At 71.9% G+C, this 17,035-nt stretch carries 17 protein-coding genes; 12 read left to right on the forward strand and 5 right to left on the reverse strand.

Going from position 1 to position 17,035, the window contains the following annotated elements:
* Nucleotides 1–12: 12 nt before the first annotated feature.
* Nucleotides 13–1,527: a gamma-aminobutyraldehyde dehydrogenase gene (locus tag ACFVYX_RS27165; protein ID WP_389684128.1), complete on the reverse strand. Its 1,515-nt coding sequence runs from the start codon at nt 1,525–1,527 to the stop codon at nt 13–15.
* A gap of 175 nt (nt 1,528–1,702) precedes the next feature.
* Between ACFVYX_RS27165 and ACFVYX_RS27170 the strand changes: the two genes are divergently transcribed.
* Nucleotides 1,703–2,251 carry an NADAR family protein gene (locus ACFVYX_RS27170; protein WP_389684129.1) on the forward strand — a complete coding sequence of 183 codons (549 nt, stop codon included), beginning with the start codon at nt 1,703–1,705 and terminating at the stop codon, nt 2,249–2,251.
* 98 nt (nt 2,252–2,349) lie between these two features.
* On the opposite strand, the gene ACFVYX_RS27175 is transcribed toward ACFVYX_RS27170, so the two are convergent.
* Complete coding sequence (locus ACFVYX_RS27175) at nt 2,350–3,024, reverse strand: DUF4190 domain-containing protein (protein WP_389684130.1); 675 nt, start codon at nt 3,022–3,024, stop codon at nt 2,350–2,352.
* A 75-nt stretch (nt 3,025–3,099) separates the two neighbouring features.
* Here ACFVYX_RS27175 and ACFVYX_RS27180 point away from each other — a divergent pair, with 75 nt between their 5' ends.
* From ACFVYX_RS27180 to ACFVYX_RS27205, 6 genes are all read left to right on the forward strand, one after another.
* A complete protein-coding gene (locus ACFVYX_RS27180) occupies nt 3,100–4,131 on the forward strand; it encodes an adenosine deaminase (protein WP_389684131.1) in 1,032 nt (343 codons plus the stop codon).
* A gap of 20 nt (nt 4,132–4,151) precedes the next feature.
* The gene (locus ACFVYX_RS27185) at nt 4,152–4,946 is read left to right on the forward strand and encodes a glycerophosphodiester phosphodiesterase (RefSeq protein ID WP_389684132.1); all 795 of its coding nucleotides are present in this window, start codon (nt 4,152–4,154) and stop codon (nt 4,944–4,946) included.
* Nucleotides 4,943–5,728, forward strand: coding sequence for an SAM-dependent methyltransferase (locus ACFVYX_RS27190; protein WP_389684133.1), 786 nt, complete (start codon nt 4,943–4,945; stop codon nt 5,726–5,728). Before ACFVYX_RS27185 ends, ACFVYX_RS27190 begins: the two co-directional genes overlap by 4 nt.
* Nucleotides 5,728–6,885, forward strand: coding sequence for a sensor histidine kinase (locus ACFVYX_RS27195; RefSeq protein ID WP_389684134.1), 1,158 nt, complete (start codon nt 5,728–5,730; stop codon nt 6,883–6,885). Before ACFVYX_RS27190 ends, ACFVYX_RS27195 begins: the two co-directional genes overlap by 1 nt.
* A complete protein-coding gene (locus ACFVYX_RS27200) occupies nt 6,882–7,601 on the forward strand; it encodes a response regulator (protein ID WP_389684135.1) in 720 nt (239 codons plus the stop codon). Before ACFVYX_RS27195 ends, ACFVYX_RS27200 begins: the two co-directional genes overlap by 4 nt.
* A 96-nt stretch (nt 7,602–7,697) precedes the next feature.
* Entirely contained in the window at nt 7,698–8,864 is a 1,167-nt protein-coding gene (locus tag ACFVYX_RS27205) for a serine hydrolase domain-containing protein (protein ID WP_389684136.1), read from the forward strand.
* Here the strand turns inward: ACFVYX_RS27205 and ACFVYX_RS27210 are convergent.
* A complete protein-coding gene (locus ACFVYX_RS27210; protein ID WP_389684137.1) occupies nt 8,861–9,391 on the reverse strand; it encodes a hypothetical protein in 531 nt (176 codons plus the stop codon). The two genes, ACFVYX_RS27205 and ACFVYX_RS27210, sit on opposite strands and share 4 nt — an antisense overlap.
* Nucleotides 9,392–9,580: 189 nt before the next feature.
* Nucleotides 9,581–11,017, reverse strand: coding sequence for a gamma-aminobutyraldehyde dehydrogenase (locus ACFVYX_RS27215; protein ID WP_389684138.1), 1,437 nt, complete (start codon nt 11,015–11,017; stop codon nt 9,581–9,583).
* A gap of 190 nt (nt 11,018–11,207) precedes the next feature.
* Between ACFVYX_RS27215 and ACFVYX_RS27220 the strand changes: the two genes are divergently transcribed.
* From ACFVYX_RS27220 to ACFVYX_RS27240, 5 genes are all read left to right on the forward strand, one after another.
* The gene (locus ACFVYX_RS27220; RefSeq protein WP_389684139.1) at nt 11,208–11,714 is read left to right on the forward strand and encodes an Lrp/AsnC family transcriptional regulator; all 507 of its coding nucleotides are present in this window, start codon (nt 11,208–11,210) and stop codon (nt 11,712–11,714) included.
* A 2-nt stretch (nt 11,715–11,716) separates the two neighbouring features.
* Nucleotides 11,717–13,087 (forward strand): aspartate aminotransferase family protein, encoded by a 1,371-nt coding sequence (locus tag ACFVYX_RS27225; RefSeq protein WP_389684140.1) that lies wholly within the window; start codon nt 11,717–11,719, stop codon nt 13,085–13,087.
* 251 nt (nt 13,088–13,338) lie between these two features.
* Nucleotides 13,339–14,067, forward strand: coding sequence for an ABC transporter ATP-binding protein (locus ACFVYX_RS27230; protein ID WP_389684141.1), 729 nt, complete (start codon nt 13,339–13,341; stop codon nt 14,065–14,067).
* The gene (locus ACFVYX_RS27235) at nt 14,049–15,200 is read left to right on the forward strand and encodes a hypothetical protein (RefSeq protein ID WP_389684142.1); all 1,152 of its coding nucleotides are present in this window, start codon (nt 14,049–14,051) and stop codon (nt 15,198–15,200) included. Before ACFVYX_RS27230 ends, ACFVYX_RS27235 begins: the two co-directional genes overlap by 19 nt.
* 156 nt (nt 15,201–15,356) lie before the next feature.
* A complete protein-coding gene (locus ACFVYX_RS27240; protein ID WP_389684143.1) occupies nt 15,357–16,340 on the forward strand; it encodes a hypothetical protein in 984 nt (327 codons plus the stop codon).
* A gap of 40 nt (nt 16,341–16,380) precedes the next feature.
* Here ACFVYX_RS27240 and ACFVYX_RS27245 read toward each other — a convergent pair whose 3' ends face one another.
* Entirely contained in the window at nt 16,381–17,028 is a 648-nt protein-coding gene (locus ACFVYX_RS27245) for a dihydrofolate reductase family protein (protein ID WP_389684144.1), read from the reverse strand.
* Between the last annotated feature and the right edge of the window lie 7 nt (nt 17,029–17,035).

The raw sequence follows: 17,035 nt of genomic DNA on the forward strand, positions 1-17,035 counted from the left end.
GGCGACGGTCTGCTATCGGTCCCCGAAGATCGTGCGGTGCCAATCCTTCGCGGCGACCGCCGTGTTGTCGAACATCACGTGCTTGACCTGCGTGTACTCCTCGAAGGAGTACGCGGACATGTCCTTTCCGTAACCCGAGGCCTTGGTGCCGCCGTGGGGCATCTCGCTGATGATCGGGATGTGGTCGTTGACCCAGACGCACCCGGCCTTGATCTCCCTGGTGGCGCGGCCCGCCCGGTAGACGTCACGGCTCCAGGCCGAGGCGGCCAGGCCGTAGGGGGTGTCGTTGGCGAACCGGATGCCCTCGTCGTCGCTGTCGAAGGGCAGGGCCACCAGGACCGGGCCGAAGATCTCCGACTGCACGACCTCACTGTCCTGCGCGGCGCCGGTGATCAGGGTCGGACGGTAGTAGGCACCGTCCTTGAGGTCACCGCCAGGAGCTTCGCCGCCGGTGACGACGGTGGCGTAGCCGCGGGCGCGCTCGACGAAGGCGGCGACGCTGTCGCGGTGGCGGTGGCTGACGAGGGGGCCGAGGTCGGTGGTCGGCTCGAAGGGGTCGCCGATGCGGACGGTCTCCATGAGTTCGGCGACGCGCGCGACGAAGGCGTCGAAGAGCGGGCGCTGGACGTACGCGCGCGTGGCGGCGGTGCAGTCCTGGCCGCTGTTGATGAGGGAGGCGGCGACGGCGCCGTGGGCCGCGGCCTCCAGGTCGGCGTCGTCGAAGACGACGAACGGGGCCTTGCCGCCGAGTTCGAGGTGGAGGCGCTTCACGGTGGCGGTGGCGATCTCCGCGACCCGCTTGCCGACCGGGGTGGAGCCGGTGAAGGAGGTCATGACGACGTCGGGGTGGCCGACGAGGTGTTCGCCGACGGTCCGGCCGGCGCCGTTGACGATGTTGATGACGCCGTCGGGGATGCCGGCGTCCGTCGCGGCCTGCGCGAACATCAGGGAGGTCAGCGGGGTGAGTTCGGCGGGCTTGAGGACGATCGTGTTGCCGGCGGCGATGGCCGGGAGGATCTTCCAGGCGGCCATCTGGAGCGGGTAGTTCCAGGGGGCGATGGACCCGACGACACCGATCGGTTCGCGCCGGATGTACGAGGTGTGGTCGCCGCTGTACTCGCCGGCCGACTGGCCCTGGAGGTGGCGGGCGGCCCCCGCGAAGAAGGCGGTGTTGTCGACGGTGCCGGGCACGTCGAACTCGGTGGTGAGCTTGAGCGGCTTGCCGCACTGGAGGGACTCCACGCGGGCGAAGTCATCGGCGCGTTCGGCGAGGACGGCGGCGAAGCGGTGCAGCGCGTCGGAGCGCTCGCCGGGGGTGGCGCCCGCCCAGCCGGGGAACGCGGCCTTGGCGGCGGCGACGGCCGCGTCGACGTCGGCGGTGGAGGCGAGCGTGTACGTGCAGACGCTCTCCCCGGTCGCCGGGTCGATCACCTGGTGTTCCTGATCTGACGTTCCGGCGCGGAGCCGACCGCCGATGTACTGTGCGCCGTCCGCGAAGCGGTCCGTCACCTGGAAGCGGTTGCCCATGACGCTCTCCGTTGTTCCAGCTCGAATTGAGTGCCGATCCTGACAGAGGTATGGCATGCCAACAAGGGATTCCGTTGTTGCCTTTTGGTTACGCGACGGAATCGGTCGACCATGTGTCGAGGCGCCCCGAATATCTCCGTACGGTGTGTCCGTGGCGGCTGTCAGACTCGCATGCATGAGCAAGATCGAGGAGCTGACGCAGCAGGTCAACAGGGGTGACAAGGTGAAGTGGCTGCACTTCTGGGGCCACCGCCCGCACCCCGGGGGACAGCTCTCCGCGAGCTGTCTGAGCCAGTGGTGGCCCTCGCCCTTCGTGGTCGACGGCGTCCCCTACGCGACGGCGGAGCACTGGATGATGGCGGCCAAGGCCCGCCTCTTCGGGGACCCGGACGCCGAGCGGGCCGCGCTGACCGCGCGCACCCCCGCCGAGGCCAAGAACGCCGGGCGCCTTGTGCGGGACTTCGACGCGACGGTGTGGGAACGGGAGCGCTTCGCGATCGTCGTCGAGGGCAGCGTCCACAAGTTCTCCTCGGACGAGGCCCTGCGCGGCTACCTCCTGGGCACCGGCACCCGCGTCCTGGTGGAGGCGAGCCCCGTGGACCGTGTCTGGGGGATCGGCCTCGCGGCCGGCGACCCCGGCGCCCACGACCCCGCCCGGTGGCGCGGCCTCAACCTCCTGGGCTTCGCCCTCATGGAGGCGCGGGAGCGGCTGCGGGGCGCGTGAGACGCGGAGGCCCCGCACCGGAACCGGTGCGGGGCCTCCGCGTCGCCTGACCCGGGGGCGTCGTGCTGATCAGGCCGGACACCCCCGGGCGCACGGTCTCAGCGGTCGCTCTCGACCACCAGGCTCGACGCGAACGGGTCCTCGGACCCCGAGTCGTCGAAGGACGAGGACTCCTGCGTCACCGCCCAGATGACGAAGCCCAGGAAGACGGCGCTGACCAGGGTGCCGATGGCACCGAGGATGACGCCCGCGAGCGCCATGCCCCGGTTGGTGGCCTCGCCCCGGCCCGCCTTCTTCAGGCCGATAATGCCGAAGATCAGCGCCAGGATGCCGAGGATCGCCCCCAGGCCGTACAGGCAGAAACCCGCCACCGCGACGATGCCGAGCACCATCGAGGCCGTCCCCATGCCGTTGGACGGGGACTGCTGCCAGCCGGGCTGGCCTCCGTACGACGACGGGTATCCGGGATAGCCGTACCCGGAGGACGCCGCGGTGACCGGCGGCGTCGGGGCCGCCGGGTAGCCGTACCCGCCGGACGTGCCCCCCGCCGGGTAGCCGTACGCGCCGGGCGTGGCAGCGGGGCCGCCGGGTGCCACCGGCGGCGGTGGCACCGCGCCCGTGTCGGGCGTGAGCGGCATGGACGTGACGGTCTGCTGGTCGTGCACCGGCGACGGCGTCACCGGCTTGCTCAGTTCCACCCCGTCGCGGTTCGGCGGAGCCCACGGGTCCGTCGGGTCGTACCCGTCCCGCGACTGGTCTCGATTGTCAGACATGGGCCTCCCCCATCATGGTCCCGCCATGCTAAGGCCTCACCCCTCGGGGGGAACCGTCCGGCCTACGATGATCCGATGACCGACCTCCATCCCTTCATCGCGGGCCTGCCCAAGGCCGAGCTGCACGTCCACCACGTGGGCTCCGCCTCGCCCCGTATCGTCGCCGAGCTGGCGGCACGGCACCCCGACTCCAAGGTCCCCACGGATCCGGAGGCGCTGACCGACTACTTCACGTTCACGGACTTCGCGCACTTCATCGACGTGTACCTGTCGGTCGTCGACCTGGTCCGCACCCCGGAGGACGTCCGGCTGCTCACCTTCGAGGTCGCCCGTGACATGGCCCGGCAGAACATCCGGTACGCCGAGCTGACCATCACCCCCTACTCCTCCACCCGCCGGGGCATCGACGAGCGTGCCTTCATGGCGGCGATCGAGGACGCCCGCAAGTCCGCCGAGGCCGAGTTCGGCACCGTGCTCCGCTGGTGCTTCGACATCCCGGGCGAGGCAGGCCTGGTCTCCGCCGAGGAGACCGCGCGCCTCGCCACGACCGACGGCCTGCGCCCCGAGGGCCTGGTCTCCTTCGGTCTCGGCGGCCCGGAGATCGGGGTGCCGCGCCCGCAGTTCAAGCCGTACTTCGACCTGGCGCGGGCGGCCGGTCTGCACTCCGTGCCGCACGCGGGCGAGACAACCGGCCCGCAGACGGTCTGGGACGCGATCCACGACCTGGGCGCCGAGCGCATCGGCCACGGCACGAGCTCGGTCCAGGACCCGGCGCTCCTGGCGTACCTGGCGGAGCACCGCATCGCCCTGGAGGTCTGCCCGACCTCGAACATCGCCACGCGCGCCGTCGCCACCCTGGACGAGCACCCGATCCGGCAGATGGTGGACGCCGGCGTCCTCGTCACGGTCAACAGCGACGACCCGCCGATGTTCGGCACGGACCTCAACACCGAGTACGCGGTCGCGGCCCGTCTCCTCGGTCTCGACGAGCGCGGGGTCGCCGCCCTCGCGAAGAACGCGGTGGAGGCCTCGTTCCTCGACGCGGCCGGCAAGGCCCGGATCGCCGCCGAGATCGACACGTACACCGACGACTGGCTCGGACGCTGACGGCGACGAGAATGGGGGCCATGGACTCCGACACCGCCATGGACCCGACCGCCGCCCGGGAAGCCCTGGAAGCCCGGGAAGCGAGGGAGACCGAGGAGGCCCGGGAGGCCAGGCAGGCGTCGGGGCGGCCGCCCGTCGTCGTCGTGGGCCATCGCGGCGACCCGTACCGCGTCCGTGAGAACACCCTCCGCTCGATCGCCTCGGCGATCGAGCGGGGGGCGGGCGCGGTCGAGGTCGACGTCCGGCTGACGAAGGACGGGGTGCCCGTCCTCCTCCACGACGACACGCTGAAGCGCCTCTGGCGCCACGACCGGCCGCTCGCCTCGCTCACGTACGAGCAGGTCCGCGAGCTGACGTACGGCGGCGTGCCGACCCTGCGCGAGGCGCTGCTGACCGCCGGGGAGCGCCGCCTGATGCTCGACCTGCCGGGCGGCGACGAGAACTCGGTCCGCACCATCGTGGGCACGGTCCGTGAGTGCGGCGCCGGGGAGCGGGTGTACTACTGCGCGGGGGCCGTCGCCATGCTCCAGGTGCGCGCCGCGGACCCGGCCGCCGAGATCGCCCTGACATGGACCTCGCTCGCGCCGCCCCGGCCTGTGCTGCTCGACGCGGTACGGCCGCGGTGGCTCAACTACCGTTTCGGGCTTGTCAGTCGGGAGCTGAACGAGCGGGTGCACCGGGATGGGCTGCTCGTCTCGGCCTGGACGGCGGACACGACCCGCACCATGCGTAAGCTGATCATGAACGGTGTCGACTCCGTCACCACGAACCGGGTCGACACACTCGCCGACGTCCTGCGAAAGGCCCGCGCGTGAACGACCGGATCCGGACCGACATCGCCCACAACGCCCGCGTGTGGAACTACTGGCTGGGCGGCAAGGACAACTACCCGGTGGACCGCGCCGTCGGCGACCAGGTCACCGCCTTCTACCCGAGCATCGGTGAAGTGGCGCGCGCCGACCGGGCGTTCCTCGGACGCGCGGTGACCCATCTGGCCGCCGAGGCCGGCGTACGCCAGTTCCTCGACATCGGTACGGGCCTGCCGACCGCCGACAACACCCACGAGGTGGCCCAGCGGGCCGCCCCCGACGCCCGGATCGTCTACGTCGACAACGACCCGATCGTCCTCACCCACGCCCGCGCGCTCCTGACGAGCGCGCCGGAGGGCGTCACCGAGTACGTGGACGCCGACGCCCACGATCCGGAGCGGATCCTGGCGGCGGCCGGAGCGACGCTCGACCTCTCCCGTCCGGTCGCGGTGATGATGCTCGGCATCCTCAACTTCGTCCTCGACACCGACGAGGCCCGGTCGATCGTGCGGGCCCTGATGGACGCCGTCCCCTCCGGCAGCTTCCTGGTCCTTACGCATCCCACCCTGGAGCCGGAGCTCGGCGGCGAGGGGAACAAGGCCGCGATGGCCTTCTGGAACGAGAACGCGACACCGCCGATCACCGCCCGCGACCGCACCGAGTTCGCCTCCTTCCTCGACGGCCTCGACGTCCTGGAGCCCGGCATCGTCTCCTGCGCGCGCTGGCGCCACGCCGCCTCGGAGGCGTACACCGTCGCACAGTTCGGCGCCGTGGGCCGCAAGCCGTAATGGGCATACGGGGGGAGTTGCGCGTCCGGTGGGAGCATGCGCGGACCTGGGGCGCGGCGAACCCGTGGGCGGTGGACCTCGGGATCGCGCTGCTCGTGCAGGCGGCGATGACCATGCCGTTCGTGGTGCCGCGCCCGCCCGGGCTCGAACCGGCGACCTGGGCCGCGTACGGGCTCACGACGCTCACCGTGCTGCCGCTGGTCTGGCGGCGGCGTGCGCCCTTCGCCGTCCTCCTGGCGATCATGGCGGCGAGCGCGCTGTACAAGCTGGCCGTGGAGGGGCCGGGGCAGCCGCTGCCGTACACCGGGCTCGTCATCGTCTACACGATCGCGCTCCTGTCTCCGCCGTGGAAGCGGCTCGTGGCGGCGGGGCTCCTGGTGGTCGCGGTGCCGGTCTCGGTCTGGCTCAACACGCGGTCGGCGCGTGAACTGACCTTCTCGCTCTTCGTGTTCGGCGCCGCCCATGTCTTCGGCCGGCTCCAGGACGCCCGGCAGCGGGCCCACCGGGCCGACGCCGAGCGGGCCGCGGCGCGCGAACGGGCGAGGATCGCGCGGGAGATGCACGACATCCTGTCCCACGCGGTGAGCCTGATGATCGTGCAGGCGGAGGCAGGGCCGGTGGCGGTACGGACGGCGCCCGAGCGCGCGGAGGCCGCGTTCGAGGCGATCTCGGAGACCGGCCGAGAGGCGATGGACCAGCTGCGGCAGATGCTGGGGCTGCTGCGCGAGGGCTCCGAGACTGCCTCTCCCCGGGAGCCGCAGCCGGACCTCGCCGGGCTCCCCTCGCTCGTGGAGCGGGTCCGGAGCAGCGGTCTGGCCGTCGCGTACACGACGGAGGGCGGAGTACGGGCCCTGCCGGCCGCGACCGGCGCGCACGTCTACCGGATCGTGCAGGAGGCGCTGACGAACGTCGTCAAGCATGCGGACGCCCGCACGGTCGAGGTCCGGCTCGCCCGTGCCGACGACGTTCTGCACGTCACCGTGACCGACGACGGGCGCGGCCCGCAGGGCGGTTCGGGCGGCCACGGCCTCGCCGGCATCAGGGAGCGGGCCGCCGCGCACGGCGGGACGGCGGCCGCGGGGCCGGGACCGGGCGGCCGCGGGTTCGAGGTGCGGGTGCTGCTCCCCGTACCCTCCACGGCGGAGGTGGGGGCATGACGATCCGGGTGGTGGTCGCGGACGACCAGGAACTGGTCCGCAGCGGCTTCGCGATGATCCTCGACGCGCAGCCGGGCATCGAGGTGGTGGCGGAGGCCGGGGACGGGGCGGAGGCCGTCGAGGCGGTGCGTCGGCTCTCGCCGGACGTGGCGCTGCTCGACATCCGGATGCCCGGGACCGACGGCATCGAGGCCTGCCGGGCGATCAGCGCCCTGGGGTCCGGCTGCCGGACGGTGATCCTGACGACCTTCGACACCGACGCGTACGTGTACGAGGCGCTGCACGCGGGCGCGAGCGGCTTCCTCCTGAAGGACGTACGGCGGGACGACCTGGTGCACGCGGTGCGGGTGGTGGCGGCGGGCGACTCGCTGCTCGCGCCCTCGGTGGCCCGGCGGCTCGTGGAGCAGTACACGGCGGGCGGCCAGCGCCGGGCGTCCGTGGGCCCGGACCCGCGGCTCGACGTCCTGACGGGCCGGGAGCGGGAGACGCTGCTGCTGCTCGCGCGCGGTCTGTCCAACGCGGAGATCGCGGCGGAGCTGGTCGTCAGCGACCACACGGTGAAGACGCACGTGGGGAACGTGCTCGCCAAACTGGGGCTGCGCGACCGGATCCAGGCGGTGATCTGCGCGTACGAGACGGGCCTGGTGGCCGCGGGGTCTCCCCCGCCCGGGGGAGACGGAGGGCCCGGCCCCTCCCCCGCGTCGGCGAGGAAGTGACCGGCGGAAGACCGCCTGTGCGGGTGATCCGCTCGATCGTGCCCGGTCAGCAGGATGGAGCCATCGAGAACGAGGGCTCACACCACGGAGTTGACCATGAGGAATTCCACCCGCACGCTGCTCGCCGCGGCCCTGGTCCTGGGCGTCGCCGCAGGACCGGTACTGACCCCGGCCTTCGCGGGTGCCCCGGCGCCGACGGCCGTGTCCCGGACGACGAACCCTGATCTGAGCGCGGTGATCGCGGGTCTGCCCCGTGCCGACGCCACGGCCGCGCTCGTCCAGATCGGCGGCACCGAGGGCTCCTGGCGGGGCAGTTCGGGGGTCCACGACCTGGAGACGAGGGCTCCCGCGGACCCGGCCGGCCGTTTCAGGGCCGGTTCGGTGACGAAGGTGTTCACGGCGGCGACCGTCCTCCAGCTCGCCGCCGAGGGCCGCATCGACCTGGACCGCACGGCCCGCTCGTATCTACCGGAGCTCATCCCCGGCCGCTACGCGACGGTGACCGTGCGCCAGCTCCTGAACCACACCCATGGCATCCCGGCCCCCGACTTCCCGGGCGACACGGTGGAGGAGTGGTACGCGCGCCGCTTCGACGTCCACGACCCGAGGGACATGGTCCGCTCGGCGACGGCGAAGCCGCGCGAGTTCCGCCCGGGCACCCGGCAGCACTACCTCAACATCGGCTACACGATCGCCGGCCTGATCGTGGAGCGGGTGACGGGCGACTCGTACGAGCACCAGGTGGAGCGTCGGGTCCTGCGCCCGCTCGGCCTCCGGGACACCTACCTTCCGGGCACGGCCGCCGAGATCACCGGCCCGTACAACCACGGCTACCAGACGATGCGGCTCGACGACGGGACGACCGGGCTGCGCGACGTCTCGGTGTGGCGGTCGACGGACGGCTGGGCGGCCGGTGACCTGGTGTCGACCACCGCCGACCTGGAGCGGTTCACCCGGGAGCTGTTCGCGGGCCGGGTGGTGCGCGGGCCGCTCCTGGAGGAGATGTTCACGCTGCCGAGGGTGCCGGACGCGAAGACCGGCGACCCGGCCGCGTACTCCGCGGGGCTGTCGATGAAGCGGCTCGGCGGGCGCGAGGTGTGGGGCAAGACGGGCGGCCGCTGGGGGTACAACGCGGCCGTCGCCTCGACCCGCGACGGCGCGCGCACCCTCGTCTACAGCGTGAACTCGACCGACGCGAAGGGCCAGGACATGAACAGGACCGCCCTGGACATCATGGTGGCGACGTACGGCCTCCCGGACTAGGCGGCCACCGGCTCCGCGGTCGTCGCCGGCTCCAGCCGCTTGATCAGCCGGCGTACGTGGAGCAGCGGCAGGATCCCGATGACGCCGAAGGACATGTCGATGACCGACCACCAGAAGGGGATGCCCCGGACGGGTCCGCTGATCAGGGCGAGCGGGATGATGCCGACGCAGGCGATCATGCCGAACTCGACGACCCAGATGTTGCGGACGGGGTCGCGGTAGGCGCCGTAGAAGGCGACGGCGATGACGAGGTGGGCGAAGGCCAGCCAGTCGGTGCCGTAGAGCAGGTACGGCGACTGCTCGTCGGCGGCTTCGAGACCACCGCGGACGCGGTCGATCCACTCGGCGAGCCCCGGCAGGAGCTCGGCCACGGGCGCGGCCCAGCCGTCGAGCGAGGCGTCGAGGTACCGGAGTTCGGTGACGAGCGGGAAGGCGGTGACGCCGCTCAGGACCAGACAGACGACGAAGACGATCAGCCAGACGCGGATGCGCTTGAGAAGGGCTCTCGGCCCGTTCGTGTCGCTCATGACCGCAGCGTACGCCTCTTTATGAACGTGTTCAAAAGCAGGGGCTCCGGACCTCTCACAGCCCCACGGTCGCGTTCCACCTCTTCGCGAACGGCTGCCGCTCCTCGGGGGCGATGTCCCGGGCGAAGGACCGCGGCCCCGACACCCTGTCGATCAAGGTGCCGGGGCCGCGTGAGGAGCCGAGGGGGGTCAGCCCAGGGAGGTCATGACGTGCTTGATGCGCGTGTAGTCCTCGAAGCCGTAGGCGGAGAGGTCCTTGCCGTAGCCGGACTTCTTGTAGCCGCCGTGGGGCATCTCGGCGACGAGCGGGATGTGGGTGTTGATCCACACACAGCCGAAGTCGAGCGCCTTGGACATGCGCATCGCGCGCGCGTGGTCCTTGGTCCAGACGGAGGAGGCGAGGGCGTACTCGATGTCGTTGGCGTACGAGAGGGCCTGGGCCTCGTCCGTGAAGGACTGGACGGTGATGACCGGACCGAAGACCTCGTTCTGCACGATCTCGTCGTCCTGCTTGAGGCCGGAGACGACGGTCGGGGCGTAGAAGTAGCCCTTGTCGCCGACGCGGTGACCGCCGGCCTCGACCTTGGCGTGGGCCGGGAGGCGGTCGATGAAGCCGGAGACCTGCTTCAGCTGGTTGGCGTTGTTGAGCGGGCCGTAGAGCACGTCCTCGTCGTCCGGCCGACCGGTCTTCGTCTCGGCGGCGGCCTTGGCGAGGGCGGCGACGAACTCGTCGTGGATGGACTCGTGCACGAGGACGCGGGTGGCGGCGGTGCAGTCCTGACCGGCGTTGAAGAAGCCGGCGACGGAGATGTCCTCGACGGCCTTGTCGATGTCGGTGTCCTCGAAGACCACGACGGGGGCCTTGCCGCCCAGCTCCAGGTGGACGCGCTTGACGTCCTTGGCCGCCGACTCGGCGACCTGCATGCCGGCGCGGACGGAGCCGGTGATGGAGGCCATCGCCGGGGTCGGGTGCTCGACCATGGTCTTGCCCGTCTCGCGGTCGCCGCAGATGACGTTGAAGACGCCCTTGGGGACGATCTGCCCGATGATCTCGGCCATCAGGACGGTCGACGCGGGGGTCGTGTCCGAGGGCTTGAGGACGACGGTGTTGCCCGCGGCGAGGGCCGGGGCGAACTTCCACACAGCCATCATCATCGGGTAGTTCCACGGCGCGACCTGGGCGCAGACGCCCACCGGCTCGCGGCGGATCATGGAGGTCATGCCCTCCATGTACTCGCCGGCCGAGCGGCCTTCGAGCATCCGGGCGGCACCCGCGAAGAAGCGGATCTGGTCCAGCATCGGCGGCACCTCCTCGCTCGCGACGAGGGCGGTCGGCTTGCCGGTGTTCTGCACCTCGGCGGCGATGAGGTCCTCGGCGCGCTCCTCGAAGGCGTCCGCGATCTTGAGGAGCACCTTCTGGCGCTCGGCCGGGGTGCTGTCACGCCAGGCGGGGAAGGCGGCCGCGGCGGCCTCCATGGCGGCGTCGACGTCGGCCTGTCCGGAAAGCGGGGAGGTGGCGTACACCTCACCGTCGACCGGGTTGACCACGTCGATGGTGCGGCCGTCGGCCGCGTCGCGGAACTCCCCGTTGATGTAGTTACGCAGCCGGCGCAGCTCGGTGGTCACTTGGCCACCCCTCCTGTCACGTTCTGTCGTCGCACGTCCTTGTGCGCGTCCCGATGGGCGAGACACCCCAGAGTAGTCGCTCGGCAGACGCTTTCAACAGCCCCGACCCCTCTCAACTTCGGATTCGGTGAGATTGAGAGCGTCTCACAACGAATTACATCGCTCCGGGGTTGCACGACGGACAATCTCGGTGCACAGTGAAGTCGTGGCCAGTCGAAGCACAGACTCCAGAACCGGAACCGGTTCGTCCCCGACGATCGACGCCGTCTCCCTGGCGATCATCGAACAGCTCCAGCAGGACGGTCGCCGCCCCTACGCGTCGATCGGAAAGGCCGTCGGCCTCTCCGAAGCCGCCGTGAGGCAGCGCGTCCAGAAGCTGCTCGACCAGGGCGTCATGCAGATCGTCGCCGTCACCGACCCGCTCACCGTGGGTTTCCGACGGCAGGCGATGGTCGGCATCAACGTCGAGGGCGACCTCGATCCGGTCGCGGAGGCGCTGACGGCCATGGCCGAATGCGAGTACGTGGTGATGACCGCGGGCTCGTTCGACCTGATGGTGGAGGTCGTCTGTGAGGACGACGACCACCTGCTGGATGTGATCAACAAGCGCATCCGCACCCTCCCCGGCGTGCGCTCCACGGAGAGCTTCGTCTACCTCAAGCTCAAGAAGCAGACCTATATGTGGGGAACTCGATAACCGTGACCCAGTCCCGAAGCGACCTGTCAAAGTCCGCCTACGACCACCTGTGGATGCACTTCACCCGCATGTCGTCGTACGAGAACTCGCCTGTTCCCACCATCGTGCGTGGTGAGGGCACCTACATCTTCGACGACAAGGGCAAGCGCTACCTCGACGGTCTCGCGGGTCTCTTCGTCGTCAACGCCGGACACGGCCGCGAGGAGCTGGCCGAGGTCGCGTACAAGCAGGCCAAGGAGCTCGCGTTCTTCCCCGTGTGGTCGTACGCGCACCCCAAGGCCGTCGAGCTCGCCGAGCGTCTCGCCGACTACGCCCCGGGCGACCTCAACAAGGTGTTCTTCACCACCGGTGGCGGCGAGGCCGTCGAGACCGCGTGGAAGCTCGCCAAGCAGTACTTCAAGCTGCAGGGCAAGCCCACCAAGTACAAGGTCATCTCGCGTGCGGTCGCCTACCACGGCACCCCGCAGGGCGCCCTGTCCATCACCGGCCTGCCGGCCCTGAAGGCCCCCTTCGAGCCGCTGGTCCCCGGCGCGCACAAGGTGCCGAACACCAACATCTACCGCGCCCCGATCCACGGCGACGACCCCGAGGCCTTCGGCCGCTGGGCCGCCGACCAGATCGAGCAGGAGATCCTCTTCGAGGGTGCCGACACCGTCGCGGCCGTCTTCCTCGAGCCGGTGCAGAACGCCGGCGGCTGCTTCCCGCCGCCGCCCGGGTACTTCCAGCGGGTCCGCGAGATCTGCGACCAGTACGACGTGCTGCTCGTCTCCGACGAGACGATCTGCGCCTTCGGCCGCCTCGGCACGATGTTCGCCTGTGACAAGTTCGGCTACGTGCCCGACATGATCACCTGCGCCAAGGGCATGACCTCGGGTTACTCCCCGATCGGTGCCTGCATCGTCTCGGACCGCATCGCGGAGCCGTTCTACAAGGGCGACAACACCTTCCTCCACGGCTACACCTTCGGTGGCCACCCGGTGTCCTCGGCGGTCGCGATCGCCAACCTCGACATCTTCGACAAGGAAGGCCTGAACCAGCACGTCCTCGACCAGGAGGGCAACTTCTTCAACACCCTGAAGAAGCTGCACGACCTCCCGATCGTCGGCGACGTCCGCGGCAACGGCTTCTTCTACGGCATCGAGCTCGTCAAGGACAAGGTCACCAAGGAGTCCTTCACGGACGAGGAGACCGAGCGCGTCCTGTACGGCTTCCTCTCCAAGGCGCTCTTCGAGAACGGCCTGTACTGCCGTGCCGACGACCGTGGCGACCCGGTCATCCAGCTGGCCCCGCCGCTGATCGCCGACCAGGGCACCTTCGACGAGATCGAAGGCATCCTGCGCTCGGTGCTCACCGAGGCGTGGACCAAGCTGTAAGGGTCCCCAGCAGGTCAGAGGTCCCCCAGCATCACGCCGCCCTCACGGCGTGACTACCGGCCCGGGCATGCCGCCATCCGAGTGGATGGCGGCGGCCCGGGCCGTGTGCTGTCCGTACAAGCGGATCTGAATCCTTACGGTGCTTCCCTGTCCGTGCCCTGGATCCTCCCGGAGCCAGTGACCGACAGGCCCGTCTCTTCGTTCCCCCGCACGGGGGAACACAGATCGGATCCGACATCGAGGTGTACGCGATGGCCCCACCGGACAACGACGTGCTCTGGGCGCGTTCCCTGCACTGTGCCCTGGGCGGTTCGGACGCGCTCAGCGGCGTCTCCCTCGGCGTCCGCGAAGGCGAGATCCTCGCCCTCGTGGGCCCGCGCGGCAGCGGCAAGACCACCCTCATGCGCTGCCTGTCCGGCCAGCTCGTCGCCCAGCAGGGCGAGGTCTGGTTCAACAGCGGCCCCGTGCACACCCTCGGCCCCGCCGACCGCGAGCGGCTCCGGCGCGACCGCTTCGGCTGGATCGACCCCGAGCCCGGCCTCGTCCCCGAGCTCACCGGCTGGGAGAACGCGGCCCTGCCCCTGCTGCTCCGCGGGCTCTCCCACCGGGCCGCGAAGACCACCGCCCTGGAATGGCTGGAGCGCCTCGACATCGGCGCCTGCGCGCGGCAGCGCCCGCACGCCCTCACCCAGTCCCAGCGCCAGCGGATCGCCACCGCCCGCGCCCTCGTCACCACGCCCTCGGTGCTGTTCGCGGACGAACCCACCGCCACCCTGCACCGCGCCGACGGCGCCCAGCTCCTGCGCACCCTCGCGGCCGCCGCCCGCTCCCACGGCATCACCGTGCTCCTCGCCACCCACGACGCCGAGGTCGTGGCGCTCGCCGACCGCACGGTCGCACTCCTCGACGGACGCCGGGTCAACGCCGTACCCCCGGCGTCAGGGGCGGAGGGCGTCGCCGCGTGCTCGCTCTCCGTCTAGCCCGCGGGGCCCACCCCCTCGTCCTGGCCCGCCGGCTCCTCGTCGCCGCGGCGGCCGCGGGGGTGGGCTTCCTCCTGCTCTGCACCCTGGGATACGCCGTCGGTCACCCGGAGCACTCCTCGGCGTCCGTACTGCGCCTGCTCTGGTGCGCCCTGCCGCTCGCCGCGACCGTCCAGTTCGCCGTCGCCGTGGCCCGCACCGACCCCAGCACCCGCCCCCGTCCCGGGCTCTCCGCGGTCGGCCTCGGCCCCGCCCGCCTCACGGCCATCGCCGCCGCCTCGACCGCGGTCGCCTGCACCCTCGGCTCCACGGTCGCGCTGCTGTTCTACCTCCACCTGCGCGGCGACATCACCGGACTCCCCTTCGACGGCGCCGCCGCGGAACTCCTCGCCGCCGACCAGCCGATCCCGCTCGCGGCGGCCCTCACCCTGCTCGCGGTGCTGCCCGTCTCGGCCACAGCGGCCGCGGGAATCGCGCTGCGGCCGCGCTCCGCGCCTCCCCGGGCCGAGGGAGCGGAGCGGGCCGTGCCGTCCGGGCTGCCGTGGGGCGTCGCCCTGATCGCGGTCGGCCTGGCGGTCGAGACGTACGCGGGCCGGGACGGAGGCGGCGGCGGGCTCCCGCTGCCGGGCCGCTTCGACGGCAGCCCGGCGGGCGTCCTGGCCGGCTGGGTCCTCACGGCGGTCGGCCTCGCGGTGGCCGGCCCCGGCATCGTCCACGGCTGCGGGCGTCTCCTCCAGGCGGTCAGGCCGGGCGCCACCCGGCTGCTCGCGGGCCGTGTCCTGATGGACGAGTCCCGCCGTATCGGCCGCCCCCTCGGCGTCGTGTGCGCGGTGCTCTCCGGAATCCTCGCCGCGGCGGCACTGCACCGGACGGGCACGGACTCCGGCTCCTTCGGCCCCCTCACCGGCCTGGGCGCCACCCTCGTCCTGGCCTGCACCACCGCCACCCTGCTGACCGCGGCCCTGGAGTCCAAGCAGAGCCGCGCCCACACCACCGAGGCCCTCCTCCGCGTCGGCGCCCCGCCGACGGCCCTCCGCACGGCCGCCCTGATGCGCGCCGGCATCCTGGTCGCGGTCTTCCTGCCGCTGACCTGGGCCGTGGCGGAACTCGCGGCGCTGCCGCTCACCGGCTGAACCCCGCGCCGGGGCCGTTCGGCCCGCACTGCCCCTCTCGTGGACCCGTCGTACCGCTCCTGTCGCAGACGCGCGGGCCCCGTCTCCCCCGCGCGGCGGACCGGGACCCGACCCCGGGCCGACGTCCGCCGGGGCGCTGCCCGGGAGGCTCGGAGCATGACTCCGATGAGCCCCCTCGCCACCCTGCCGCTCCGGTCGGACAGGCCCGCCCGGGCGGGCCGCGCCGCTCTCCTCTGGTCGCTGCTGTACGCCACGGGTGCGGCCGTCGCCGCCGTCACCGGGCCCGCGTTCGGCTACGCGCTCCTCGGCAGGGGGACGGGCACGACCGCCGAGGCGATCGCGGCCGTGCTGTACGGGGCCGCCGCCCTCCTCGCGTATCTCCTCCTCCGCCGCCCGCACGCGCGGTGGCCCTCCACGGCGGCGTGGGCGGTCGTCGGGCTCTGTCTGACCTCGGGCTTCCCCGCCCTCCTCAGCCCGCTCCACCTGCTGTCCTTCCTCTCCCGTGGCCAGCCGCCGGTCGACGGGGCGGCCCTGGCCAACCAGGGCCTCGCCGTGCTCGGCGCGGTCCTGTGGGGGTACGCGGCCCTCACCCACCGGCGCGGGGCCCTCGGCACCTGCCCGTACTGCGGTGGACACGCCCCCGCGCCGACCGGGCGCCCCGCCACCCGCGCCGGCCTCGTCGCGGTCGCCGCCCTCGTCCCGTACACGGTCCTCAAGACAGCCTGGGCGCTGGGCCTCACCGTCGGCTTCACGGGCACGGGCCGCCCCGGCGCCGACCCGGAGTACACCAGTGACCTGGGGCTCTGGCTGTACGACCACGGGGTCGACGTCACCGCGGTCCTCGCCGTCCTCGGCATGGTCCTGGCCCTCGCACTGACTCGCCCCTGGGGGCGGCGACTGCCCCGGCTGCCGATGCTCGCGCTCGGCTGGGCGGGGGCGGGCGCGCTCGCGCCGTTCGGAGCCCTCCTGGCGGCCTTCGGCGTGCTGGCCTGGACGGGCGCGATCTCCGCCGGCCTGGAGGACCACGCCCCCTGGGTGGTCGCCGTCGCCTACGGCGGCTTCTCCTGCTACGGCCTCGCCCTGGCCCGGGCGACCCGCGACTACCAGCGCGCGACCCGCCGGGACTGCGAACGGTGCTAGGGGGTGTCTGACAATTCGCGCCGGCAAGAGTCCGGCCCGCTCACTTCCGCCAGAAGACGTGGTGCGTCACCCCGCCCCGGGGGCTGGGCACCACATCGCGGTGGAACCGGTCGAGCAGTTCGTCGGGCGACTCCCAGAGGCGCACCCCGGACCCGAGCTTCACCGGCGCGACCGCGACGTGCAGGGTGTCGACGAGGTCCGCTTCGAGGAACTCCCGGATCGTGGTGGCCCCGCCGCCGAGGCGGACGTCCTTGCCGCGCGCCGCCTCCCGCGCCCGGGCGAGCACCGTGGCCGGATCGGCGTCGACGAAGTGGAACGTGGTGTCGGAGAGCGTGAACGAGGGCCGCGGATGGTGGGTCAGGACGAACACCGGGGTCCCGAACGGCGGCTCGTCGCCCCACCAGCCCTGCCACTCGTGGTCCTGCCAGGGCCCGCGCTGCGGCCCGAACTTGTTGCGGCCCATGATCTCGGCCCCGATGTTCCGGGCGAAGTCCCGCGTGAAGTAGTCGTCGAGGCCACGGCTTCCTCCGGGCTCGGTACGCCTGGGCCAGCTCGCCGTGGCACCCGCCCAGGCGAACAGCTCCCCCGGATCCGCGTGGCCGAACGGCCTCTCCAGGCTCTGGCCCTCACCGGCACCGAACCCGTCGGACGAGACCATGAAGTTCTGGACTCTGAGCAGCTGGCTCACGGCTTTC

Source organism: Streptomyces sp. NPDC058326 (assembly GCF_042879855.1).
Classification (GTDB): Bacteria; Actinomycetota; Actinomycetes; order Streptomycetales; family Streptomycetaceae; genus Streptomyces.